Consider the following 24,517-nt stretch of genomic DNA (forward strand, 5'->3'; position numbering starts at 1 on the left):
CATGAACCCCCGAGTCAGAGGGGGCGGCGGGCGGCGGCGCGCTCGCGGGCGGCGGGGGCCGCGAGGGTGGCCAGGATGATGAGGCCGAAGACGATGAGCAGCGCGTTCAGCACCCCCACGTGCTCGCCGACGACGCCGAGCAGGGGCGGCCCGACCAGGAAGGCGCAGTAGCCGACGGTCGCGACGGCGGAGACGCGGGCGGCGGCGCGCGCCGGCTCGTCCGCGGCGGCCGACATGGCGATCGGGAAGCCGAGCGAGGCACCGAGCCCCCACAGCACGATCCCGACGACGGCGATCGGGATGATCGGCACGAAGATCACGAGCGCGAGCCCGACCGCGGCGGCGGCGCCGGTGATCCGCACCATCGCGACGCGGCCGAGGCGGTCGATGAGCGGCCCGCCGACGAGGCGCCCCACCATCATCGCGGCGGTGAACACGGTGAAGAGGGCAGCCGCCTGGCCGTTCTCGAGGCCGCGGTCGTCGACGAGCCCGAGCGAGAGCCAGTCGCCCGCCGACCCCTCGGTGAACGCCATCCCGAGGGCGATGAGCCCGATCGCGAGGGTGCGCGGTTCGAGCCAGATGCCCATCCGGTCGCGGAAGCTCACGTGCTCCACCGCCTCGCCGGTCTCGGCGTGCGTCGCGACCCGCGGGATGGCGCGCGGCGCGAAGGCCGCGCCGATCAGCAGCAGCACCGCGAGCACCGAGAAGTGGATGGCGGGGTCGATGCCGGCGAACGCGGCCGCGGTGCCGATCGAGGTGCCGACGACCATCCCGGCGCTCCAGCTGGCGTGGAAGAGCGGCATGATCGTGCGGCCGATCGCCTTCTCGACCGCGGCGCCCTCGACGTTCATGGCGACGTCGCAGATGGCCGAGCCGAAGCCGTAGAGGGCCATGCCGGCGACGACGACCGCGAAGCTGCCGATGACCGAGGTGCCCACGCCGATCACCACGAGTGCGACCGCGCACACGGTGAGCATGATGCCGATGCTGCGGCGACCGCCGAGCCACTGGATGACGTGGCTGGCGAGCAGCAGGCCCACGATCGAGCCGGCCGAGACGCCGAAGATGAGGTAGCCGACCGCGGAGGTCGACAGCTCGAGGTGGTCGCGGATGGCCGGGATGCGGATCACCCAGGTGGCGGCGCCCAAGCCGTTGAGGGCGAAGACCGCGAAGGTGGCGTTGCGCCAGGCGGTCGCGTGGGCGGGGCGCGCGGTGCGGGCGGGGGAGGTCGTCATGGTGGATCCGAGGGTGCTGGCTGTCGGGCGAAGTAATCGAATCGATTCGATCGAATCGTTTCGAGTAGGCTAGCGCGCGATGAGCGAACCCGCAAACCCTCGCCCCACGCTCGCCGCCGTCGCGGCGCTCGCGGGGGTCTCGGCATCCACGGCATCCCTCGTCTTCAGCGGCGCCGGACCCGTCTCGGAGGCCACCCGGGCCCGGGTGAGGGAGGCCGCGGCCGCGCTCGACTACGCGGGCCCCGACCCCACGGCGCGCTCGCTGCGGCGCGGCCGCACGGGCGTCATCGGCGTGGTCACCGAGGACCGCCTCGGCGAGGCGTTCCGCGATCCGATCAACCTCGCGCTGCTCGACGGCCTGGGGGAGGAGCTCGCCGACGAGGGCTACGGGCTGCTCGTGCTGCCCTGGAGCGGTCCCGCAGGGGTCGACCTCTCGGCGGCGCCCATGGATGCCGCCGTGCTACTCGGCTGCAGCGCCGACCTCGCGCGCTCGGTCGAGGCGCTGCAACGCCGGCGCATCCCGCTCGTCGCGATCGAGGCGCCCGCGCTTCCCGGCGTGGTGGGCATCGACCTCGACAACGCCGAGGCGACCCGGCGCGGGGCGACGCTGCTGCGTGAGCTCGGCCACGAACGCGTGGCGCTCGTCACCCTGCCGCTCGACCTCGACCGCACTCGCGGCCCGCTGACGCCGGAGCGCGAGGCCGCCGGCTCGGCGTTCACGGCGGCCGAGCGCATCCGCGGCGCCCGCTCGGTGTTCCCGGATACGGCGGGCATCTCGGCGGCCGGCAGCTCGGTCGCCGAGGGCCATGCCGCCGGGCTCGCGCTCCTGGGCGGCGACCCGGCGCACCGTCCGACGGCGATCATCGCGCAGAGCGACCTGCTCGCGGCGGGCGTCATCCTCGCCGCCGAGGAGCTCGGGATCGCGGTCCCGGACCAGCTGAGCGTGCTCGGCTTCGACGGCATCCGCCTCGACGGCATCACGACCCACCGGCTCACGACGCTCGTGCAGCCCGCGATCGAGAAGGGTCGCGCGGCGGGTCGGGCCGTGCGCGAGGCGCTCGCGGGGGGCGCACCGTCGTCGGTGGCCTTCGTCTCGAGCCTGCGCGTGGGCACCACGACCGCCCCCGCACCCTAGCCTCCGCACGTCAGGAGAAGGCACCGGTCAGTGGATGCGGCGGCCGCGAATCGACCGGATCTCCTGAGTTGCGGTTGCGGACTCGCGGGATCAGGCGCGGGCGGCCAGGCGGTCGAAGGCGGCGTCGAGGGTGGGGTCGACGGTGCGTCGGGACGCGTCGGCCCGGTGCCAGGCGACGATCTCGCGGGCGCCCTGGGCGAAGGGGGTCGTGGCGACCCAGCCGGGGACGAGGGTCTTGATGCGGGTGTTGTCGAAGAGCACCGAGTGCGCCTTGTCGCCGATGAGGCCGGGACCCATTTCCGGGATCTCGCGGGCGATCGCATCCGAGGCGACGTGCACGATCCGGGGTTCCACGCCGAGGGCGCGGCCCAACTCGCGGGTGATCTCGTCCCAGGTGAGCGACTCGTCGCCGGTGATCTGCACGGGCGAGCCGATCGCGTGCGCGTTGCCGAACAGGCCCACGAAGGCGCGCGCGAAGTCGCGGGTGTGGGTGAGCGTCCACCAGCTCGTGCCGTCGCCGTGCACGATGACGGGCTTGCCGTCGAGGATGCGCTGCAGCGTCGTCCAGCCGCCCTCGAGCGGGATGAGGGTCTCGTCGTAGGTGTGCGAGGGACGGACGATCGTGACCGGGAAGCCCGTGTCGCGGTAGGCGCGCGTGAGCACGTCCTCGCTCGCGATCTTGTTGCGCGAGTACTCCCAGAACGGGTTGCGCAGCGGGGTCGACTCGACGATCGGCAGCTGCGCGATCGGCTTCTGGTACACGGATGCCGAGGAGATGTAGAGGTACTGGCCGGTGCGTCCGCCGAAGAGGGCGACATCCGCCTCGACCTGACTCGGGAGGAAGGAGCGGAAGGTGGCGACCACGTCGAACTCGCGCGAGCCGACCGCCGCGGCGATGGAGGCCGGATCGTCCGCGTCGCCGATGATCGTCTCGGCACCCTCGATCGGCGGCCGGGTGGTCGAGCGGCCGCGGTTGAGCAGGGTGACGTCGTACCCCCGTTCGACGGCCAGCTTCGACACCGAGGAGCTGATGATCCCGTTGCCGCCGATGATGAGCACCCGTTGCGCAGTCACCCCGCAAGTCTACGGAGCGCTTCATGGCGCGGCTGGAGCTACGACCCCACGGCGGGAGGCGTTTCCCCCGCCGCAGGGTCACGGCTCCAGCCGCGCCATGAACCGACGCAGGGGTGGGGGCGCGCTTAGGCTGGGCGGCATGAGTGACGACCTTGCCGCCGACGCGAACCCGCACACCGCATCCGGGATCGCCCTCGACGAGCTCGACCCGGGCATCCGTCCGCAGGACGACCTGTTCCGGCACGTCAACGGCGCCTGGATCGCGCGCACCGAGATCCCCGCCGACAAGGCGCGCTACGGCTCCTTCTATCTGCTCGCCGAAGCCGCCGAGCGGGCCGTGCGCGCGATCATCGAGGAGGCCCAGCAGGCCGAGCCGGGCACCGAGGAGCGCAAACTCGGCGACCTCTACGCGAGCTTCCTCGACGAGGAGCGCATCGAAGCGCTCGGCTGGGAGCCGATCCGCGCCGAGCTGGCCGAGGTCGCGACCCTCGGCGACATCCCCGCGTTCCTGCGCGCCCTCGGCGCCTTCGAGCGCAACGGCGTCGGCGGGTTCTTCGGCGCCTTCGTCGACAACGACCCGGGCGACCCGGAGCGCTACCTCGTCTTCCTCGAGCAGTCCGGCCTGGGACTCCCCGACGAGTCGTACTACCGCGAGGAGAAGTTCGCCGAGATCCGCGCGGCGTACCTCGTGTTCCTCGAACGGATGCTGACCCTCGCGGGCTTCGACGCCGCGGCCGAGCGCGCCGCCCGCATCCTCGAGCTCGAGACCGCGATCGCATCCCACCACTGGGACAAGGTGCGCACCCGCGACAGCCAGGCCACCTACAACCCGCTCAGCTGGTCCGAGACGGCGGCGCTCGCAGCGCCCGTCCCGCTCGACGAGTGGCTCGCGGGCCTCGAGGTGCCGGCCGGCTCCTTCGACACCGTCGTGGTGCGCGAGCCGAGCTTCGTGACCGGCCTCGCGAGTCTGCTCACCGAGGATCGCCTCGAGGCCTGGCGCGACTGGCTGCGCATCCAGCTCATCCGCTCGGTCGCCGCCTACCTGCATGCCGAGGTCGTGGAGACCAACTTCGACTTCTACGGCAAGACCCTCACCGGCACGCCCGAGCTGCGCGCCCGCTGGAAGCGCGGCGTCTCGTTCGTGGAGGGGGCGATGGGCGAGGCGGTGGGCAAGGTGTACGTCGAGCGGCACTTCAGCCCGGACGCCAAGACCTCGATGGATGCGCTCGTCGCGAACCTCGTGGAGGCCTACCGCGCATCCATCGAGAACCTCGACTGGATGACCGACGCGACCCGCGTGCGCGCCCTCGAGAAGCTCGCCAAGTTCACCCCCAAGATCGGCTACCCGACGAAGTGGCGCGACTACTCGGCGCTCACGGTCGACGCCTCCGACCTCGTCGGCAACGTGCGGGCCACGAGCGCCTTCGAGTTCGCCCGCGAGCTGGGCAAGATCGGCAAGCCGATCGACCGCGACGAGTGGTTCATGACCCCGCAGACCATCAACGCGTACTACAACCCCGGCTTCAACGAGATCGTGTTCCCGGCGGCGATCCTGCAGTATCCGTTCTTCGACGAGGCGCGGGACGCGGCGGCCAACTACGGTGCGATCGGCGCGGTGATCGGCCACGAGATCGGGCACGGCTTCGACGACCAGGGCTCGCAGTACGACGGCGACGGCCGGCTCACCGACTGGTGGACGGCGGACGATCGCGCCGCGTTCGAGGCGCGCACGGCGGCGCTCATCGCCCAGTACGACGCCCTCGAGCCGGCGCAGCTGCCCGGCCACCACGTCAACGGCGCGCTCACGATCGGCGAGAACATCGGGGACCTCGGCGGCCTCGGCATCGCCTGGAAGGCGTACCTTCTGTCGCTCGGCGGCGAGGAGCCGCCCGTGGTGGACGGGTTGACGGGGGCCGAGCGCTTCTTCCTCAGCTGGGCCCAGGCGTGGCAGATCAAGCTGCGCGACGAGGAGGCGCTGCGGCTGCTGTCGATCGACCCGCACTCCCCGAACGAGTTCCGCTGCAACCAGATCGTGCGCAACGTGGACGCCTTCGCCGCGGCCTTCGCGCTCGCACCCGGCGACGCGCTCTGGCTCGATCCCGCCGACAGGGTCACCATTTGGTAGACGCCCCCGCGCTCCCCGAACGTCGCGCGCGCGCGCATCAGGCGCGCGTGCCGCGGCATCGCGCCGAGCAGGCGGAGCCCCGCTTCTCGGGTGCCTTCTCGGCGCTCGGGGGGCTCGCCTACGGCGGGGCGCAGGTGTCGGCGTCGGTCATCGACCTCGACTCGGATGAGCGGGTCGTCTCGATCGACGACCGGATCGTGCTGCCCACGGCATCCGTGGGCAAGATCCTGCTGCTCATCGAGGTGTCGGCGCGGATGAGCGACCAGCGCGCCCCGGCGCTCGAGGTGCTCGACAAGACCTCCCGGGACGCCGTCGGCGACTCGGGACTGTGGCGCCACCTGCAGGCGCGCACCCTGCCGGTGGCCGACCTGGCGACTCTCGTGGGGGCGACGAGCGACAACCTCGCCACCAACGTGCTGCTGCGCGAGGTGGGGCTGGATGCCGTGCGCGAGCGCACCGAGGGGTTGGGGCTGCTGCGCACCGCGTTGCTGGATCTGGTGCGCGACGCCCGCGGCCCCGACGATGCACCGCAGCTCTCGGTCGGCTCGACGTCCGAGTTGGCCTGGCTCTTCGCGGCCCTCGCCCGAGGTCAGGTGGTGGACGCGCTGACCTCCTCCCGGGTGCTCGGCTGGCTCTCGCTCAACACCGACCTCTCGATGGTGGCGAGCGCGTTCGGGGTCGATCCGCTCTCGCATCGGGGGGTCGACCACGGGCTGCAGCTCGTGAACAAGACCGGGTCGGATGCGGGGGTGCGCTCGGAGGCGGGCATCCTGCGCGGTCCGCGGCGCGGGGTCGCGTACGCGGTGTCGGTGCAGTTCAACGACGGCTCGATCGCCGCGCGACTGCGGGTGCTCGACGCCCTGCGCACCGTCGGGCTGGATCTGCTGGAGTACGTGCACTGATCGGGGATGGGGTGGTTCTACCCCCACTTCTCCCCAGATCGCGTTTTCCTCTTGCGCCCCCCGTCCGGGGGGCTCTAGCGTGAGCTTTGCACCGGTTCGGTCTGTCCCCGCAGATCCCACCCGTCCGGTGCATGCGTAACCAGCTCCACCGCCACATCCCCCCACATCCACATCCCGACGCATCCCACTCGGTTACCCTGCCGCAGCGTCGTGTGTGTGTCCGATCACCCGTGCGCTCCCCACGCACGGGTCCCCCCTGCTAGGACGCATCCACCGTGCTCAAAAAGTCATTGGCGACCCTTCTCGCCCTCATCCTCGCCTTCGTCCTCTCCCTCGCCACGGCGCTGCCGGCTCAGGCGGCCTCGCGGCTGGGGGTGACCACCGAGGGACTCACCCTGCCCGGCGGCACCCGTTTCGCCGACGGCGCGAGCGTCAGTGTGCGCTACACCGTCGGCAGCCAGACCAAGAGCGCCTCTCTCCACCTCGAGGCGCTGCGCGGGCCCGGCAAGCAGTACGTCGGCGCCTCGTACCTGCCCTGGTCCGCTCTCGGCACGCCGAGCCAGTTCTGCATCACCTGGGTGCACGTCTCGGGGGTCGGCACCTTCGGCGAGTCGGGTGACAAGCCGGTCTGCACGGCCGCTCCCGCGCCGGCTCCGGCGCCCTCGACGGCGCCGAGCCCGAGCGCCGCCCCGACCGCGCCGCCCGCCGCGCAGAAATCGGCCCCGCAGACCGCGCCCACGACCCAGCCCGCCGTGTCGGCCTACGGCGTCGGGCTCTACGTCTACAAGAAGCTCGATGCCGGCAAGCCGGCGTCGTGGGGCAACTCCGGTCCGCAGCGACTCGTGCTGCAGGATGTCGACAACCCGAGCAAGGCCGCCAACGGCTACTGGACGGTCATCGACGCCGCCGCACTGCCGAGCGACGTCTGCGGTTCGGGCTGGGCCGTGCAGCAGGACAAGGTGCAGATCTCGGGAGACTTCGCGTTCCCGCCGACCATCACACCCCCGGTCGACAACATCGGCTGGCCGCCGATCTACGACGCCAAGCACCAGGAGCTCTCGAGCCTCGTGACCGTCCCGGCGTGCGCCGGCGCCGAGGCGAGCGTCTCGGTGCTCCCGGCCAGCTGCACGGCACCCGAGCGACTCGTGCTCGGCACCGCGGTGCATGCGGTGTGGGGTGCCGTGGATCGCAGTGCCGGCCCGGGCGACTATCACGTCACCGCGACCGCGGAGTCCGGCTACTCCTTCGCGGGCGGCGCGACGAGCAAGAGCTTCGTCGGAACGCTCGCGGGAGCCCTGCCGTCGAGCAACCCCGCCTGCGGCACGCCGGCCAGCTGCATCCCGACCTCGTCGGTGAGCTACAGCTACGACCCCGCGACCAACAGCGGTGTGATCACCGTGCCGAGCCCCGCGAACTCCACCGGCAAGCTCTGCCAGAGCTTCTGGGTGACGGCGGCGAGCTGGAAGTACCTCGGCACCAACACCTGGGCGCAGAAGGTCGATCAGGTGCAGAAGCTCGGCGAGATCTCCACGCCCGGCAGCTACCCCTACGGGATCGGCGTGGTCTGCGGCCAGGGCGACATCTACGCCTCGTACAACCCGAACGCGAAGACGCTCGACCCGGGCCCGTACCTCTACGGACCGAGCAACCCGTTCACCGAGAACTTCCTGCACGAGATGGGATTCAGCGGCCCGACGCCCACCTATACGACGACGGGCGTCGGCTGCAACACGGTGAGCGCGGAGCCCTCGAGTACGCCGCCGAGCTGCAGCGCTCCCGGGCAGTACACGCTCCCCGAGGTGGAGCACGTCAGCTGGAAGGTCAACGGCGTCGATGTCGAGCCGGGCGTCTACACCGTGACGGCCGGCGGATCGGTGACGGTCGTCGCGACCGCCGACGAGTCCTGGGTGCTGCCGAGCGGTGCGCAGGACGCGGCGACCCACCAGTGGAGTTTCAGCTGGACGTTGAGCTTCCCCGCCCCGGAGAACTGCCGGCAGGCGACGCTCACCGGAGGGGTCGCCGCGGTCTGCGAGAACGATGTCCCGATGATCCTCTACTGGGTGACGCTGACCGACCCCGACCACCAGTCGACCGGGAACACGGCCACCTTGAGCCTCTCCCGTGGTGCCGACAGCTACAGCTTCCCCGCGCTCGGCACGATCGTCGACGGCCAGACGCTGTCCGGCTCGCTCATGTGGGTCGGAGCCTCCGCGGCGGACGTCGACGGTGACGGCGTGGCGGAGGGCACCGGATGGCCGGGCTGGGAGTTCGTCGACGGCGCCTGGCAGGAGACGCCCGGTAACTACGGCTGGACCCGCGACGGCGTGACCGCGACGATCTCGGTCAACCCGCACGTGTCGGTCGAGCTCCAGTACCCGCCGGGGAACCCCGAGTGCGTGCCCGGTCCGCGTGAGGTGACGCCGACGCTCAGCTCGGTGAACCCGGACTGCGCGGCGAATGTCGGCGGCAGCTTCACCCTGCCGGAGATCGAGGGCATCGTCTGGAAGGTTGACGGCGTCGTCACCGCTCCGGGCAGCTACCCGGGCGGCGGCACGGGCACGAAGCTCGTGACGGCGGAGCTCGACCAGTCCGGCGGGGCGGTCGTGTTCGCCCCGAATGCGCAGACCAGTTGGCGTCTCGACTTCACCGCACCGAGCAGCTGCCTCACGCTCGACGGCTCCACCGCGACGGGCGTCTGCGACGCCGACTCGCCCTGGATCCTCTACACGATCACCCTCAACGACCCGTACGGGCAGGCGAGCGACCGCACGGCGGAGCTCATCATGAGCGACGGCGTCGACAACGTGGAGCGGATCGCACTCGGCACCCTCGGCCCGTCGGGCGTGCTGAGCGGGAAGGTGCTGTGGCCGGGTGCCCACGTGGATCCCGTGACGGGCGCCGCGGACGGCTGGCCGGGCTGGGAGCAGGTGGACGGCGAGTGGGTCACCACGCCCGGCAACTTCGCCTGGACGCGCGGCATCACCGAGGCGACGCTCTCGGTGAACCCGTCGATGACGGTCGCGCTCAGCTACCCGGACGCCACGCCGAGCTGCGTGACCGACCCGCCGCATGACCCGCCGACGCTCGGCGTCTTCCCCACGAACGCGGTGCTCGCCGAGCAGTGCGATGCCGGGCGGGGGGTGCTGACTCTCGGTCAGGTGGACGGGGTGTCGTTCTTCGAGGACGTCAACTACTTCGTCGACGGGGTGGCGGCCACGAGTTCGACGGTGCTCCTCGCCCCGGGCAGCCACGACGTGACGGTCCGCACCAAGCTGCCCACCGACGGCCTCGACGGTCCGAGCGCCTGGCGGGTCGTGGTGACGGGGGGGCAGGTCTGCGGTGAGCTGACCACGCTCGCCCTCACGGGCGCCGACGGCCTCTGGGTGGCGGCGTTGGCCGGGCTGTTCCTCGCGGCGGGCGTCGTGATCGTGGTGGCCAGCCGGGTCCGGACGCGCCGGGCCGAATGAGACCCCGCGTCCCCGTCCGCTGCAGGGGCGGACGGGGGCGCGGCTTCACCCGGATGCCCCGCGCGGCGCGCGCGGATCGTCAGGCGGTCGCCGCGTCGTCGGCCGATCGGAGGCGCGGCGCGACCTCCACGCCGTACACCGCCTCGATGCCGTCGGCGAAGGCGTCCAGACGCCCGTCCGCGGCCAGCCGGCGGGCGCGCTCCGACGGCCCGTGCACGAGCACGCCCGCGAAGTGTCGCAGCGCCGCCTCGATCCGGCCGTCGTCGCCCGTGCGTCGCACCCGCGCGAGCTCGTCCTCGAGCAGCTGCTCGATGTGCTGCCGCAGCGCGACGATCGAGGGGGCGGCGGCGGCGTCCGCCGCGAACTCGGCGACCGCACCCCCGACGAGGGCGTGGGCCGAGTCGGCGAGCTCGGGGAGCGGGGCGTGCAGGGCGAGCAGCTCGAGGTCGAGGAGCTCGACGCCGGGCAGGGCACCGACCGCGGGGTCGACGTTGCGGGGCAGGCCGAGGTCGATCACGAGCAGGCGCCGATCGCCGGCTCCCACGTGCTCGGGCGCCACCGTGTAGCGGGCCGTGCAGGTGATGACGACATCCGCCTGCGCGATCGCGGGCGCGAGCTCCGCCTCCGCCCGCACCCCGTACTTGGTGGCGAACAGCCCGGCGCGCCCCGTCGCGGAGTACACGCGGATGTCGTCGGCGCCGCGCGCCCGCAGCGAGGCGATCGTGGTGGCGGCGTAGCGACCGGTGCCGACCAGCAGCACGCGCGCACGGGACCAGTCGGTGATGCGGGAGGACGCCAGATCGAGGGCGAGTCGGGCGAGCGAACGGTCGGCGCGGCTCAGATCGCCCGCGGAGCGCACGGTGCGTGAGGTGCGTGCCGCCTGCTGGAACAGTCGGTCGAGCGCCGCGGAGGCGGTGCCGGCGCGGCGCGCCTGCTGGGCGGCGCGCTGCACCTGCCCGGCGATCTCCTCCTCGCCGACCACCATCGACTCGAGGCCCGAGGTCACCGCGAACAGGTGGTGCACGGCGTCGTCGCCCGTGTGGGTCGCCGCGCTCGCGCGCAGCAGCTCGGCGTCCTCGGGGGCGTCGACCGCGAGGGCGGCGACCACGGCTTCGGTCGCCATCGCGCCGGCGGCGGGGAGCGGGTCGTCCAGATCGAGGTACGCCTCGAAGCGGTTGCAGGTGGAGAGCACGACGACGCCGCGCACGAAGTCGAGTTCGGCGAGTCGGCGGGTCGCCTCCAGCGCCGGGATCTGGGAGACCCGGTCGAGGAGGGCGAAGTCAGCGTTGGTGTGGTTCGCCGTCAGACAGAACAGCACCCCCTCATGGTATCCGTCCCGGATGGGAGGATGGACGGGTGCCGTCCCCCTTCCTTTCAGCGCTGCGCGGCGACCGCGGCGACGTGACCCCGATCTGGTTCATGCGGCAGGCGGGTCGCTCACTGCCCGAGTATCGCGCCTCGCGGGCCGGCATCGACATGCTCGACGCGTGCCTCACCCCCGAGCTCGCCGCCGAGATCACCCTGCAGCCGGTACGACGGCACGGCGTGGATGCGGCGATCCTGTTCAGCGACATCGTGATCCCCGTGCTCCTCGCCGGGGTTCCGGTGCGGATCGTGCCCGGGCGGGGGCCGGTGCTCGACGAACCGATCCGCACGGCGTCGGACGTGCTGCGGCTGCGTCCGATCGATCCGGACGCGCTCGCGCCGATCGCCGAGGCGGTGCGGCTCGCGGTGGCCGAACTCGGCGACACCCCGCTCATCGCCTTCGGCGGCGCCCCCTTCACCCTCGCCTCCTACCTCGTCGAGGGAGGGCCGTCGAAGGATCAGCTGCGCGCCCGCTCGATGATGTACGCGGACCCGCATGCCTGGGCCGCGCTGCTCAACTGGTGCGCCGACGTGACGGGGGCCTTCCTGCGTGCCCAGGTCGAGGCCGGGGCGGGCGCCGCGCAGCTGTTCGACTCGTGGATCGGATCGCTCTCGCGCCGCGACTACCAGCGCCGGGTCGCCCCGCACTCGAAGCGCGCGCTCGACGCGCTGCGCGGGCTCGACGTGCCGAAGATCCACTTCGGTGTCGGCAGCGGCGAGGTGCTCGACCTGCTGCCGGGGCTCGGGGTGGATGCGGTCGGCGTCGACTGGCGCATCCCCCTCGACGAGGCGAGCGCACGCCTGGGCGGTGGGGTGCCGGTGCAGGGGAACATCGACCCGGCCCTGCTCGCGGCGCCCTGGTCGGTGCTGAGCGCTCACCTCGACGACGTGCTGGACCGGGGTCTCGCGGCCCCCGCGCATGTCGCGAACCTGGGGCACGGCGTTCCCCCGGAGACCGATCCCGGGGTGCTGACCCGCATCGTGGAGCACGTGCATGCCCGACGCTGACGTCGTGGTGGTGGGCGGCGGCATCGCCGGACTGGTGGTGGCGCGCGAGCTCGTGCTCACCGGCCGCGAGGTCGTGCTGCTCGAGTCGCGGGATCGGCTAGGCGGCCAGGTCGCTATGCATTCCGTCGCGGGCATAGACCTGGACGCCGGGGCCGAAGCCTTCGCGACGCGCGGCGACGACATCCCCGCCCTGCTCGACATCCTGCGCCTCACGGGCGAGGTGGTGACGCCCGCCGCCGATCCGGCGTGGCTGTACCGCGCCGACGGCACGGCTGTCCCGCTGCCCGCCACGAGCCTGCTCGGCATCCCCGCGGTTCCGCTCGCTCGGGACGTGGTGGCCGCGATCGGCCGCCGTGCCGCGTGGCGTGCGCAGCTCGATGCGCTGCTTCCCTCGCTCGTGGGCGCGAAGGCCGAGACGGTCGGCGAGCTCGTGCGCCGACGGATGGGTGCGGGCGTGGTCGACGGCCTGGTCGCGCCGGTGGTGCGCGGCGTGCACTCGAGCGAGCCCGACGAGCTCGCTCTCGACCGTGCCGCGCCGGGACTGCGGTCGGCGCTCCTCAAGGAGGGCACCCTCGCGCAGGCGGTGCACGCCCAGCGGGCGAAGGCGCCGGCGGGGTCGCTCGTCGCCTCGCTGCGCGGCGGCCTCTTCCGCCTGGTCGATGCCCTCGAGGCCGAACTGGAGCGCTTCGGGGTGGAGGTGCGGACCGGCACCCCGGTCGTCGAGGCCGATGCGGGCGGCGTCACCACCGCGGCCGGAGAGCGCGTCGACGGCGAGGTGGTGCTCGCCGCGCCGTTCGCGGTCGATGCCCCGCGCACCCGCGTGCGCGTCGCCACGATCGCGGTCGATGCACCCGAGCTCGGAGCCCCGCGCGGCACCGGGGTGCTCGTGGCGCGGGGCGCGCCCGACGTCGCCGCCCGTGCCCTCACCCACCTCACCGCCAAGTGGGGCTGGCTCGCGGAGGCGACCCCGTTGCAGCTCATCCGGCTCTCCTACGACGAGGGGGTCGAGGTCACACCGGAGCGGGCGCATCGCGATGCCGAGCGCCTTCTCGGCGCCCCCCTTCCGGCACCGGTCGACGCCGCGATCGTCGACTGGGAGCGGGTCGGCCGCCGCGCGGATCCAGAACATGCCATTGACGGAATGCACCGGGTGGGGGAGGCTGAGTCGGGCACCGGCCTGGCCGCCGTCATCCGCTTCGCGCGCTCCACGGGGCGCGAGATCCCCTCTGAGGGATCGGCGGACGAGGGTTAGTCTGGACGGAGCCCCACATGGCCACTGCGGTCAGCCGCAGAGAACGGAGCGCACCATGAAAGGCAAGATCCTCTTCCTGACGGGTCTCGGCGTCGGGTACGTGCTCGGCACGCGCGCCGGGCGCCAGCGCTACGAGCAGATCAAGTCGGCGGCGTCGCGCTTCTGGAAGAGCCCGCAGGTGCAGCGCCGCGTCGACGACGTGCAGGAGTTCGTGAAGGACAAGGCACCGGAGGTCGCCGAGTTCGTCGCCGACGGCGCCAAGAAGGTCGTCTCGCAGGTCTCCGGACGCAAGAAGTCCACCCCCGAGGTCTGATCCGCGATCATGTCCGATCAGAAGCCCGACCCGAAGCGGGAACGCCCGCGCCAGAAGCGTTCGCTCGCCGCCCTGCTCACGAGTGTGCCCACGCAGGTGCAGGAGCTCGTGCAGCGCGAGATCGAGCTGCTGAAGACGGAGCTCATCGAGAAGCTCAAAGCCCTCGGCATCGGCGTCGGACTCATCGCGGCGGCACTCGTCGTGCTCCTGTTCTTCGTGGGGGTGCTGCTGACCCTCGCCATCATCGGGCTCAGCTACGTGATGCCCGACTGGGCGGCGGCGCTCGTGGTAGCGGGGGTGCTGCTGATCGTCGCCGTCGTGCTCGCGCTCGTCGGCTACGGCGTCATGAAGCGCGGGATCCCGCCCGTGCCGACCGAGGCGATCGAATCCATCCAGAAGGACATCCGCGCCGTCAGGGGCGTGGGGAAGAGGGGTGAGCGGTGAGCGACGCGATGGATGCCGCGAAGGCGAAGGCGCAGGAGGCGCGCGACGCGCTCGCCGAGACCCTCGACGCGATCGAGGACAAGTTCAACGTGCCCAAGCGCACGGGGGAGTTCGTCGACAAGGCGAAGGCCGCGTACGAGAAGAACCCGGTGCCGTGGATCGCGGGCGGAGCCGCCGTCGCGGCCGTCGTGATCGGGCTGGTCGCCTGGGCGGTCTTCGGGCGCGACGACGACTGACGCTCGCCGGTGGCCGATTCGCGGCCTCCGCGTGAACGGGGGAGGATAGGGGCGTGACGTCCGCAACCCCCGTCCCGTCCGAGAACCCGTCGGGCTTCGCCCTCTGGGCCGTCTGGCGTCGTGATCCCGCCCGATCCGCCGCGAGCCTCGAAGCGCTCCCGGACGCGGTTGCCGAGATCGAGGCGTCCGGTGTGGTGCTGCGCGGCTTCTACGACGTGTCGGGGCTCCGTGCCGACGCGGACCTCATGGTGTGGCTGCACGGCGACACCGCGGAGGGGCTGCAGTCCGCCGTGCGCACCCTGCGCAGGGTTCCCGGAGTCGGGGCCCTGCTGCCCACCTGGAACGCGCTCGGCGTGCACCGCGAGGCCGAGTTCAGCCGGGCGCACGCGCCGAGCTTCCTGCGTGGCCTCCCGCCCAAGGGGTGGGTGACCGTGTACCCCTTCGTGCGCAGCTACGACTGGTATCTGCTGCCCGAGGACGAGCGCCGCGGCATGCTCGCCGATCACGGCCGCAAGGGTTCCGAGTATCCGAGCGTGCAGGCCAACACGGTCGCGAGCTTCGCGCTCGGCGACTACGAGTGGCTGCTGGCGCTCGAGGCGGACGAGGTGGTGGACCTCGTCGACCTCATGCGGCACCTGCGCAACACGGAGGCGCGCCGCCACGTGCGCGAGGAGGTGCCGTTCTTCACGGGGCGGCGGATCGGTCTCGACGAGATCGCGGAGGTGCTGTCATGACCGAGGAGCGGCTCGGCCCCGAGCACGTGGAGACGCCGGTCGCCTACGACGCGATCGTGCTCGCGAGCTTCGGAGGCCCGGAGGGGCAGGACGATGTCATCCCGTTCCTGCGGAACGTGACGCGCGGCCGCGGCATCCCGGATGAGCGCCTCGAGGAGGTGGCGCACCACTACCGGCACTACGGCGGGGTGAGCCCCATCAACCAGCAGAACCGCGAGCTCAAGGCGGCCCTCGAGGCGGAGCTCGCCGCGCGCGGCATCGAGCTGCCGGTCTACTGGGGCAACCGCAACTGGGGTCCGTACCTGGCCGACACGGTGCGCGAGGCCTACGACGACGGCCACCGCACCCTCATCGGCGTCGCGACGAGCGCCTACGCGAGCTACTCGAGCTGCCGGCAGTACACCGAGGACTTCGTGAACGCCCTCGAGGTCACGGGCCTCGCGGGCGAGGTGCGGCTCGACAAGGTGCGCCCCTACTTCGACCACCCCGGCTTCGTGACCCCCTTCGTCGAGGGCCTGCAGGCGGCGCTCACCGAGTTGCGCGGTCGCGGCATCCCGGGCGAGCGCATCCGGGTGCTGTTCTCGACCCATTCGATCCCCCTGACGGCGGCCACCGCGTCCGGACCCGAGTTCGGCCCGGGCGGCGCGTACGAGGCGCAGCATCTGGCGGTCGCCGAGGTGATCATGCGCGAGGCGGACGCCGGGGGCGTCGGATGGCGGCTCGTCTACCAGTCGCGTTCCGGCCCGGCGAGCCAGCCGTGGCTCGAGCCCGACATCAACGACGTGATCGAGACGCTGCCCGCCGAGGGGGTCGAGGCGATCGTGATCGTGCCGCTCGGCTTCGTCTCCGACCACATGGAGGTGCTCTGGGATCTCGACAACGAGGCCCTCGAGTCGGCGGCCGAGGCGGGGCTCGCGGCCCTGCGCATCCCGACCCCCGGCATCCACCCGGCGTTCGTGGCGGGGCTCGTGGATCTCGTGCTCGAGCGCGTGAACGGCACCCCGGTGGCGGAGCGGCCGGCGCTCACCGAGCTCGGCCCGTGGTTCGACGTGTGCCGCCCCGGATGCTGCGTGGGCGTGCAGCGAGCCGCCGAGCCGTCGGTCGCGGGGCGGACGACGTGACCCTGCGACTCGGCACCCGGGGCAGCGCGCTCGCGCTCGCCCAGGCGGGCGCGGTCGCGCAGCGGCTCGGTGCCGAGCTCGTCGTGATCGAGAGCGAGGGCGACCGGATCGCGACGCCGCTCGCCGAACTGGGCGGGGCGGGGGTGTTCGCGGCCGCCCTGCGCGAGGCGCTGCTGGCCGGCGAGGTGGACGCGGTCGTGCACTCGTACAAGGACCTCCCCACGGCGCCGCTGCCGGGGTTGTCGGTCGCCGCGGTGCCCAAGCGCGCCGACGCGCGCGACGTGCTGTGCGCCTCCGGGGGCCGGGAGCTCGACGCGCTGCCCGCGGGCGCCCGGGTCGGCACGGGTTCGCCGCGCCGCCGTGCGCAGCTGCTGCGCCGCCGTCCCGACCTCGAGGTGGTCGAGGTGCGCGGCAACGTGGATACGCGCCTCGGGCGCCTCGCCGATGAGGATGCGGATCGCCGCCTCGACGCGGTCGTGCTGGCCGCCGCGGGTCTCGACCGGCTCGGTCGTCTCGACGCGGTCACCGAGTGGATGAGCCTCACCGCCTGGCCCACCGCCCCCGCGCAGGGCGCGCTCGCGGTGGAGACCCGATCCGGTGAGGAGAAGAAGGTCGCCAAGCTCGAGCACAAGCCGTCACGCCTCGCCGCCGAGGCCGAGCGTGGCGTCCTGGCGCGGCTCGAGGCCGGATGCGCGGCGCCCGTCGGCGCGAGCGCGATCCTCGAAGACGGCCTGCTGCTGCTCTCGGCGCGCGTCTACGCGCTCGACGGCTCCCAGCACCTCACCGCCTCTCACGCCCTCTATCCCGAGGACGCCGTCCGCCCCGCCGCCGAGCTCGCCGAGCGGGTCGCCGGCGAGCTGCTCGCCGCCGGGGCCGCCGAGCTCGCACCGCTCGGGGGTGGTCGCCCATGACGATCGAGACCCCGCGGCCCGCCAAGCCGCTCGGGGGCTGGCGGGTGCTCGTGCCGCGCGGCGGCAAGTGGGGCGACGGCGTCGCGGCGACCGTGCGCGGCTTCGGCGGCATCCCGGTGATCGCCCCCCTCATCAACTTCGCGAGCTCCGACGATCCGGTGAGCCTCGCCAACGCCCTGCACGAACTGCAGGACGGCCAGTTCGCCTGGCTCGTCGTGACGAGCGCCACCACGGTCGACGTGCTCAACAGCCAGCGGGTGAGGGTGCCCGAGTCGACGCGCATCGCGGCCGTCGGCGAGACGACCGCGGCCGCGCTTCAGCTGGCCGGCTACCGGGTGGACTTCGTGCCCACCTCCGACAATTCGGCGCGCGGGCTCGTCAAGGAGTGGCCGGACTCCGGCATCCGCGGGCGTGTGCTCATCCCGCAGTCCGACCTCGCCGAGCCGACGCTCGTGGCGGGGCTGTCGAAGCTGGGCTTCGAGGTCGAGTTCGTGACCGCCTACCGCACGGTGGGCGTGCCCGCCCGGCCCGAGGTGCTGGCGGATGTCGCATCCGGCCGCATCCGGGCGATCCTCGTGACCTCGGGGTCGGTGGCGCGGCAGATCGCCGAACAGCTCGCGCCGCTCCCCGACGCGACCGTCGTGGCCTGCATCGGCCCGCGTACCGCCTTCGACACCCGCGCGGCGGGGCTGCCGGTGCACGTCATCGCGGAGGAGCGCAGCATCGATTCGCTCATCGCGGCCCTCATCGAGTACGCGGAGACCGAGTGAGCACCGGCCCGACCATCCGCCCGCGGCGACTGCGGCAGAGCCCGGCCTGGCGTCGGCTCGCCCAGGAGACCCGCGTGGATGCCGCCCAGCTCGTGCTGCCGATGTTCGTCGCGGAGGGGGCGGTCGAACCGCGCCCGATCGCCTCGATGCCGGGTGTCGTTCAGCACAGCCTCGACTCCTTCCGCGCCGAGCTGCACCGCGCGGCCGCCGCGGGGGTCGGCGGCGTCATGCTGTTCGGGGTGCCCGAGCACAAGGACGCGGTCGGCAGCGGTGCGACCGACCCCGACGGCATCCTCAACGCGGCGACCCGCGTCGCGGTGGCCGAGGTGGGCGATGCGCTCGTCGTGCAGACCGACCTGTGCCTCGACGAGTTCACCGACCACGGGCACTGCGGCGTGCTCGACGCCGCGGGACGCGTCGACAACGACGCCACCCTGGTGCGCTACCGCGAGATGGCCATCGCGCAGGCCGAGGCCGGCTCGCAGCTCGTGGGGCTCTCGGGGATGATGGACGGCCAGGTCGCCGCCGTGCGCGCGGCCCTCGACGCGGCCGGCGCGCAGCAGGTGCCGACCCTCGCCTACGCGGCCAAGTACGCCTCCGCCTTCTACGGCCCGTTCCGCGAGGCGGTGCAGTCCTCGCTCGTCGGCGACCGCCGCAGCTACCAGCTCGACCCGGCGAACCGCCGCGAGGGGCTGCGCGAGCTGGAGCTCGACGTGGAGGAGGGCGCCGACATCGTCATGGTGAAGCCCGCCATGAGCTACCTCGACGTGCTCGCCGACGCGGCCGCGGCATCCCCGGTGCCGGTGTGGGCGTACCAGGTGAGCGGCGAGTACGCGATGATCGCGGCCGCCGCCGCGAACGGGTGGATCGACCGCGACCGGGCGGTCGACGAATCGCTCGTCTCGATCCGCCGGGCGGGCGCCGACGCCGTGCTCAGCTACTTCGCGGTCGAGGCCGCCGAGCGCTGGGCGCGCGCGTGAGCGACGCCAACGACGCGGCCTTCGCGCGGGCGCAGGAGGCGCTGCCGGGCGGCGTCAACTCGCCCGTGCGGGCGTACGGCTCGGTCGGCGGGACGCCGCGGTTCCTGGTGTCGGCGCGCGGGCCGTACGTGACGGATGTCGCGGGGCGGGAGTACGTCGACCTCGTCGCCTCGTGGGGTCCCGCGCTGCTCGGGCACGCGCATCCGGAGGTCGTGGCCGCCGTGCAGGAGGCCGCTGCGCGCGGACTCTCGTTCGGGGCGTCCACGCCCGCCGAGACGGAGCTCGCCGAGCTCGTGCGCGAGCGCCTGGGGGCGTCGAGCGGCGTCGAGCGGGTGCGGCTCGTCTCGACCGGCACCGAGGCCACCATGACCGCCATCCGTCTCGCCCGCGGCGCCACCGGGCGCGAGCTCGTCGTCAAGTTCGCCGGCCACTACCACGGGCACTCCGACGGGCTCCTCGCGGAGGCAGGATCCGGTGTCGCCACCCAGGGGCTGCCCGGATCGGCGGGAGTCCCCGCGCCGATCGCCGCGCAGACCCTCGTACTGCCCTACAACGACCTCGATGCGGTGCGGGCGGCGTTCGCCGCGCACCCCGGCCGCATCGCGGCGATCATCAGCGAGGCGGCGGGAGCCAACGCCGGGGTGCTGCGACCCGATCCCGGGTTCAACGCGGCGCTCGTCGCGCTCGCCCACGAGCACGGCGCGCTCGTGATCCTCGACGAGGTGCTCACCGGCTTCCGGGTGGGCCCCGCCGGCTGGTGGGGGCTCGAGGGCGCCGCCGAAGGCTGGGCGCCCGACCTGTTCACCTTCGGCAAGGTCATCGGCGGCGGGATGCCGCTCGCGGCCCTCGGCGGCTCGGCCGCGCTCCTGGGGCTGCTCGCCCCGCTCGGGCCGGTGTACCAGGCGGGCACGCTGAGCGGGAACCCGCTCTCGGTCGCCGCGGGCCTCGCGACCTTGCGTGCCGCGGATGCCGCGGTCTACGCGCGCGTCGATGCGGCGGCGGATGCCGTGGCCTCGGCCGTCTCCGAGGCGCTCGCGGCGCAGGGGGTCGCCCACACGATCCCGCGCGCCGGCAGCCTGTTCTCGATCGCGTTCCGCGAGCATCCGGTGCGCGACTACGACGACGCCCGCGCCCAGGAGGGCTGGCGTTACGCCCCCTTCTTCCACGCACTGCTCGATGCCGGGGTGTCCGCGCCGCCGAGCGTCTTCGAGGCGTGGTTCCTCACGGCCGCCCACGACGACGCGGCACTCGACCGCATCCGCGAGGCGCTCCCCGCAGCGGCCCGCGCCGCCGCCGCGGCGACACCCTAGCCCGCGAGGATCCCCGCCAGCAGGAAGACCGCCGCGAGCAGCGGCGCCGTGCCCTGCGTGGCGGCCGAGCGCAGCCGTCCGGGGCCCGACGACACGAGCACGACCGCCGCGAGCAGCATGCTGAGCGTGCCGAACAGCGCGAGCGTGAGGCCCACGGGGCGCAGCCCGTCCGTCCAGATCAGCACGACGCCCACGGCGACGCCGATCGCGAGGAACAGGTTGTAGAAGCCCTGGTTGTAGGCGAGGGTGCGCTGGGTCTCGGCCTCCTCGACGGTCGGGATGCCGAAGGTGCGTCGCGTGGACTCGCGCGTCCACAGGATCGACTCGAGCACCCAGATGTAGACGTGGATGAGGGCCGCGAGGCCGGCGAACACGGAACCGATGATGAGCAGCGCTGCCATGGCTTCAGTGTGCCACGTCGACCACGATGCGCCCCCGGGTGTCCCCGGCGAGGATGCGCGTGGAGTAGGCGGCGACCTCGCTCAGCCCGATCCGGGTGGTGGAGGAGTCGAGCAGCCCCAGGTCGAGGTCGCGTTCGAGGCGATCCCACACGCGGTCGCGGGTGACGAGCGGCGCCTCCACCGAGTTGATGCCGAGCAGCGCCACCCCGCGCAGGATGAACGGCATGACGGTCGTCGCGAGCTCGGCGCTCTCGACGAGCCCGCACGAGGCGACCGCGCCGCCGTGGCGGGTCTGCGCGAGCAGGTTGGCGAGCGTCACGCCCCCCGCCACATCCACCGCCCCCGCCCAGCGGCTCGCCTGCAGCGGCCTGCCGGGCGCCTGCAGCTCGGCGCGGTCGAGCAGCTCGGAGGCCCCGAGCCGCTGCAGGTAGCCCCGATCGCCGGGGTGGCCGGTCGCGGCGATCACCCGGCGCCCGCTGGTGGCCAGCAGGGCGACGGCGATCGAGCCGAGACCGCCGGTGGCACCCGTGACGACCACGTCGCCGTCCGGGATGTCGTGATGCTCGAGGGCGAGAACCGCCTGCGCGGCGGTGAAGCCGGCCGTGCCGATGGCGGCCGCCCGCCGCATCCCGATCGCGGGGGGCACCCGCACGAGCAGTTCGGCGTCGACGCGGGCGCGGGTGGCGTAGCCGCCGTTGCGGGTCTCCCCCAGTCCGGCACCCGTCAGCACGACCTCGTCGCCGGGCGTCCAGCGTCCGTCGCTCGACTCCGCGACGGTGCCGACGACGTCGATGCCGGGCACCAGCGGGCTGATGCGGGCGACCCCGCGATCCCCGCGGAGGGCGAGGGCGTCCTTGTAGTTGAGGCTCGAATAGGCGACGTCGAGCAGCACCTCGCCGTCGCCGAGCTCCGCGTCGTCGAGTTCGACGAAGGCGGCGGTCGCCTGCTCACCCGTCCGGGTCACCTGCAGTGCGCGCGCCATGTCCCGAGCCTAGCCAGCGGTCGGCTGCTCGAGCGCGAGGTGAAGCCGCTGCACCCGCGTCTCGGCGAGCGGGGTCATGAGCAGCTCGCAGCGGATGCCGCCGCGCGGCCCGCGCATGACCCAGGCGGCGTGCGCGGGGGTGCGGTGCTCGAGTCCGCCGAGCTCCTCGACGCCGCCGATCTCGGCGATCAGCTCCGCGAGCGCGCTCGCGCGCCGATCCAGCGGGGCGTCGGCGTCGACGCAGTCGTCGAGCAGCGCACGGTCCGGCAGCGCGCCGCCGGCGAGCGCATCCCGCACCCGTTCGGCGGCCGCGACCGTCTCGGGCCAGGCCGGGTACCCGGGCGCATCGGGTGACCGCCACTCGCCGGCCGTGGGCGGGAGGACGGCGTCGAACGCCGCGCGCACCGGGATCGCGAGGCCCGTGTAGCCGGCGTTCTCGAAGGCGACCGCGCCGACGCGTGATCCGGCCTCCCACTCCATCCGGGCAGCGAAGCCGGGGTAGCCGCCGCTGTGCCCGATGAGCCGTCGGCCGGCGGGGTCGGTGCGGATCGTCAGCCCGAGCCCGTACCACTCGCCCGCGCCGGCGGGCCCGTCGACCACGCGCGTCTCGGGGCGCTGCATGCGCTCGCCGAGACCGTCCGGCAGCACGCCCGCCGCATCCGACCCCGCGAGCGCACCCGCCCAGCGGGTGAGGTCGGCGACGGTGCTGAACAGTCCGCCGATCGGGGAGAAGGCGCCCGGTCCGCTGAACGGCAGCTGCTCCCAGCCGTCCGGCCCGCGCCGATGGCCCCGGATCGCGGTCGCCGTCGCCTCGAAGCCGGTGCCGGTGAGGCCGAGCGGCTCGAGCAGCCGGGTCTCGACCACGCGGCGGTACGGCATCCCTGCGCGCAGGCCGATGATGCGGCCGACGATCGCGTAGCCGAGGTTGGAGTACTCGAAGCGGATGCCGGCCGGCCAGATGGTGCGCACGCCGGCGCCCAGCATCCGGGCGAAGGCCGCGTCGTCGAGCGACTCCTGCCGGTCGGCCCACGGGTCGTCGGTGGGGAAGCCCGCGCGCATGGCGAGCGCGTCGCGCACCGTCGGGGCGGGGCCGCCGCCGTGGTCGCCGCCGTGCTCGGCGTCGCCCAGGATGCGCAGCGGCACGTCGAGCGCCTCGGCGAGCGGCTCGTCGAGGTCGAGCACGCCGTCGTCGGCCAGCAGCAGGGCGGCGGCCGCGGTGAAGCTCTTCGTGCAGGAGGCGATCCGGAACGCGGTTCCGCCCGGGTCGCGCGCGGCATCCCCTTCGCCGTGCACCCGCACGAGCCGCTCCCCGTCGAACACCCCCCACGCCTGCCCGGGCGTGCGCTCGGGCACCCGTGGCGCGAGCTCATCCGCGAGCGCGGCGGCCAGCCGTGCGGCGAGCGTCCTGTGCGTCATCCGACCCCTCCGCTGCGATCCGTCCGCTGCGTCCCGTCCGCTGCGTCTCATCCGCTGCGTCCCGTCCCATCTCAAGGATCACAGCATCCCATCTCAAGGAGTCCACACCGGATTGCGGCAACTTGCGCCTCAGCGGGCAACAGAAGTCACACCGACTCCTTGAGATGGGATGCCCGACTCCGTGAGTTGGGATGCCCGACTCCGTGAGTTGGGATGCCCGACTCCTTGAGTTGGGATGTCCGACTCCGTGAGAGGGGAGGCGGGCAGGCGGACGAGGGGGAACCGGGGGCGGGGTCCCGCGGCGGTCCGCTCAACCGAAGAGGACGGCGGCCTCGTCGTAGCGCGACTGCGGCACCGTCTTCAGACGACCCAAGGCGTCCTCGAACGGCACGTTCACGATCTGGGTGCCGCGCAGCGCCACCATCCGGCCCCAATGCCCCTCGAGGATCGAGTCGACCACGGCCATCCCGTAGCGGGTGGCGAGCACCCGGTCGTACGCCGTCGGGGTGCCGCCTCGCTGGATGTGGCCGAGGGTCGTGGCGCGCGTCTCGATGCCGGTGCGCGCCTCGATCTCCGGCGCGAGCATGTCGCCGATGCCGCCCAGCCGCGGGCGGCCGAAGGCGTCGAGCCCGCGCTCCGAGTGGGCGTCGTCCATCGTGTCGAGCTTGAAGCCCTCCGCGACCACGATGAGCGGGGCGCGGCCGCGCTCGCGGGCCGAGTTCACCCATCCGCAGATCTCGTCCATGCTCGTCTTGCGCTCCGGGATGAGGATCGCGTGGGCACCCGCCGCCATGCCCGAGTGCAGCGCGATCCACCCGACGTGGCGACCCATCACCTCGGCCACCATGCAGCGGCCGTGCGAGTCCCCCGTGGTGCGCAGCCGGTCCATCGCCTCGGTGGCGATCTCGACGGCGGTGTCGAAGCCGAAGGTGTAGTCGGTGGCCGACAGGTCGTTGTCGACCGTCTTCGGCACGCCCACGATCTGGATGCCCTCATCGGTGAGGCGCTTGGCGGCGGCCAGGGTGCCCTCGCCGCCGATCGCGATGATGGCGTCCATCCCGTTCTCGGCCATGACCTCCTTCACCCGAGCGACGCCCCCGTACTCGAAGGGGTTGGTGCGCGAGGTGCCCAGGATCGTGCCGCCCTGCTTGGAGATGCCCATCACCTGGGGGCGGGCGAGCGGGATGAGGTCGGCATCGACGAGGCCCTTCCAGCCGTCGCGGATGCCCACGAACTCGAGGTCGTGCTGGGTGATGCCCTTGAGCACTGCTCCGCGGATGACCGCGTTGAGCCCCGGACAGTCGCCGCCGCTGGTGAGGATTCCGATCTTCACCCG

Annotated in this window: 22 protein-coding genes; 15 read left to right on the forward strand and 7 right to left on the reverse strand. The window is 73.1% G+C overall.

The features are described 5' to 3' along the window. Nucleotides 1-14 precede the first annotated feature (14 nt). Entirely contained in the window at nt 15-1,235 is a 1,221-nt protein-coding gene (locus tag FLP23_RS03065; protein WP_149324516.1) for an MFS transporter, read from the reverse strand. A 79-nt stretch (nt 1,236-1,314) separates the two neighbouring features. Between FLP23_RS03065 and FLP23_RS03070 the strand changes: the two genes are divergently transcribed. Then, the gene (locus tag FLP23_RS03070) at nt 1,315-2,370 is read left to right on the forward strand and encodes a substrate-binding domain-containing protein (protein ID WP_149324517.1); all 1,056 of its coding nucleotides are present in this window, start codon (nt 1,315-1,317) and stop codon (nt 2,368-2,370) included. 90 nt (nt 2,371-2,460) lie between these two features. Here the strand turns inward: FLP23_RS03070 and FLP23_RS03075 are convergent, their stop codons facing one another. Then, a complete protein-coding gene (locus FLP23_RS03075) occupies nt 2,461-3,444 on the reverse strand; it encodes an NAD-dependent epimerase/dehydratase family protein (protein ID WP_149324518.1) in 984 nt (327 codons plus the stop codon). Between the two features lie 139 nt (nt 3,445-3,583). On the opposite strand from FLP23_RS03075, the gene FLP23_RS03080 reads away from it, so the two are divergent. The 3 genes from FLP23_RS03080 (at nt 3,584) to FLP23_RS03090 (ending at nt 9,938) form a co-directional block, all read left to right on the forward strand. Beyond that, complete coding sequence (locus FLP23_RS03080) at nt 3,584-5,569, forward strand: M13 family metallopeptidase (RefSeq protein WP_149324519.1); 1,986 nt, start codon at nt 3,584-3,586, stop codon at nt 5,567-5,569. Nucleotides 5,570-5,616: 47 nt separating this feature from the next. Next, nucleotides 5,617-6,471, forward strand: coding sequence for a serine hydrolase (locus FLP23_RS03085; protein WP_246140036.1), 855 nt, complete (start codon nt 5,617-5,619; stop codon nt 6,469-6,471). 290 nt (nt 6,472-6,761) lie between these two features. Then, entirely contained in the window at nt 6,762-9,938 is a 3,177-nt protein-coding gene (locus FLP23_RS03090; RefSeq protein WP_149324521.1) for a hypothetical protein, read from the forward strand. Nucleotides 9,939-10,017: 79 nt separating this feature from the next. Here the strand turns inward: FLP23_RS03090 and FLP23_RS12405 are convergent, their stop codons facing one another. After that, on the reverse strand, nt 10,018-11,256 hold the full coding sequence (locus FLP23_RS12405) for a glutamyl-tRNA reductase (protein WP_149324522.1): 1,239 nt from the start codon (nt 11,254-11,256) through the stop codon (nt 10,018-10,020). Between the two features lie 11 nt (nt 11,257-11,267). On the opposite strand from FLP23_RS12405, the gene hemE reads away from it, so the two are divergent. From hemE to FLP23_RS03150, 11 genes are read left to right on the forward strand one after another with little or no spacing between them, the layout of a single operon-like run. Next, nucleotides 11,268-12,311 (forward strand): uroporphyrinogen decarboxylase, encoded by a 1,044-nt coding sequence (hemE, locus tag FLP23_RS03100; RefSeq protein WP_149326160.1) that lies wholly within the window; start codon nt 11,268-11,270, stop codon nt 12,309-12,311. Continuing rightward, nucleotides 12,298-13,563: a protoporphyrinogen/coproporphyrinogen oxidase gene (locus FLP23_RS03105; protein ID WP_149324523.1), complete on the forward strand. Its 1,266-nt coding sequence runs from the start codon at nt 12,298-12,300 to the stop codon at nt 13,561-13,563. The genes hemE and FLP23_RS03105 overlap by 14 nt, the downstream gene beginning before the upstream one ends. Nucleotides 13,564-13,618: 55 nt before the next feature. After that, nucleotides 13,619-13,876, forward strand: coding sequence for a hypothetical protein (locus FLP23_RS03110; protein ID WP_149324524.1), 258 nt, complete (start codon nt 13,619-13,621; stop codon nt 13,874-13,876). A 9-nt stretch (nt 13,877-13,885) separates the two neighbouring features. After that, the gene (locus FLP23_RS03115; RefSeq protein ID WP_149324525.1) at nt 13,886-14,320 is read left to right on the forward strand and encodes a phage holin family protein; all 435 of its coding nucleotides are present in this window, start codon (nt 13,886-13,888) and stop codon (nt 14,318-14,320) included. Then, a complete protein-coding gene (locus FLP23_RS03120) occupies nt 14,317-14,556 on the forward strand; it encodes a DUF3618 domain-containing protein (RefSeq protein WP_246140038.1) in 240 nt (79 codons plus the stop codon). Before FLP23_RS03115 ends, FLP23_RS03120 begins: the two co-directional genes overlap by 4 nt. 53 nt (nt 14,557-14,609) lie before the next feature. Then, complete coding sequence (gene hemQ, locus FLP23_RS03125) at nt 14,610-15,290, forward strand: hydrogen peroxide-dependent heme synthase (RefSeq protein ID WP_149324526.1); 681 nt, start codon at nt 14,610-14,612, stop codon at nt 15,288-15,290. Next, nucleotides 15,287-16,411, forward strand: coding sequence for a ferrochelatase (locus FLP23_RS03130; RefSeq protein ID WP_149324527.1), 1,125 nt, complete (start codon nt 15,287-15,289; stop codon nt 16,409-16,411). Before hemQ ends, FLP23_RS03130 begins: the two co-directional genes overlap by 4 nt. After that, entirely contained in the window at nt 16,354-17,322 is a 969-nt protein-coding gene (hemC, locus tag FLP23_RS03135) for a hydroxymethylbilane synthase (RefSeq protein WP_149324528.1), read from the forward strand. The genes FLP23_RS03130 and hemC overlap by 58 nt, the downstream gene beginning before the upstream one ends. Beyond that, nucleotides 17,319-18,092 (forward strand): uroporphyrinogen-III synthase, encoded by a 774-nt coding sequence (locus FLP23_RS03140; protein WP_149324529.1) that lies wholly within the window; start codon nt 17,319-17,321, stop codon nt 18,090-18,092. Before hemC ends, FLP23_RS03140 begins: the two co-directional genes overlap by 4 nt. Further along, nucleotides 18,089-19,072: a porphobilinogen synthase gene (gene hemB, locus FLP23_RS03145; RefSeq protein WP_168200360.1), complete on the forward strand. Its 984-nt coding sequence runs from the start codon at nt 18,089-18,091 to the stop codon at nt 19,070-19,072. Before FLP23_RS03140 ends, hemB begins: the two co-directional genes overlap by 4 nt. Further along, nucleotides 19,069-20,382, forward strand: coding sequence for a glutamate-1-semialdehyde 2,1-aminomutase (locus FLP23_RS03150; RefSeq protein ID WP_149324530.1), 1,314 nt, complete (start codon nt 19,069-19,071; stop codon nt 20,380-20,382). Before hemB ends, FLP23_RS03150 begins: the two co-directional genes overlap by 4 nt. Here FLP23_RS03150 and FLP23_RS03155 read toward each other — a convergent pair. The 4 genes from FLP23_RS03155 to FLP23_RS03170 form a co-directional block, all read right to left on the reverse strand. Next, nucleotides 20,379-20,783: a DUF1304 domain-containing protein gene (locus FLP23_RS03155; RefSeq protein WP_342780016.1), complete on the reverse strand. Its 405-nt coding sequence runs from the start codon at nt 20,781-20,783 to the stop codon at nt 20,379-20,381. The genes FLP23_RS03150 and FLP23_RS03155 overlap by 4 nt on opposite strands. Before the next feature lie 4 nt (nt 20,784-20,787). Further along, nucleotides 20,788-21,765, reverse strand: coding sequence for an MDR family oxidoreductase (locus FLP23_RS03160; protein WP_149324531.1), 978 nt, complete (start codon nt 21,763-21,765; stop codon nt 20,788-20,790). A gap of 9 nt (nt 21,766-21,774) precedes the next feature. Further along, nucleotides 21,775-23,181 (reverse strand): serine hydrolase domain-containing protein, encoded by a 1,407-nt coding sequence (locus FLP23_RS03165; protein WP_168200361.1) that lies wholly within the window; start codon nt 23,179-23,181, stop codon nt 21,775-21,777. Between the two features lie 310 nt (nt 23,182-23,491). Next, entirely contained in the window at nt 23,492-24,514 is a 1,023-nt protein-coding gene (locus tag FLP23_RS03170) for a 6-phosphofructokinase (protein ID WP_149324533.1), read from the reverse strand. Nucleotides 24,515-24,517: the final 3 nt, after the last annotated feature.

The organism is Protaetiibacter larvae, from assembly GCF_008365275.1.
GTDB lineage: Bacteria > Actinomycetota > Actinomycetes > Actinomycetales > Microbacteriaceae > Homoserinibacter > Homoserinibacter larvae.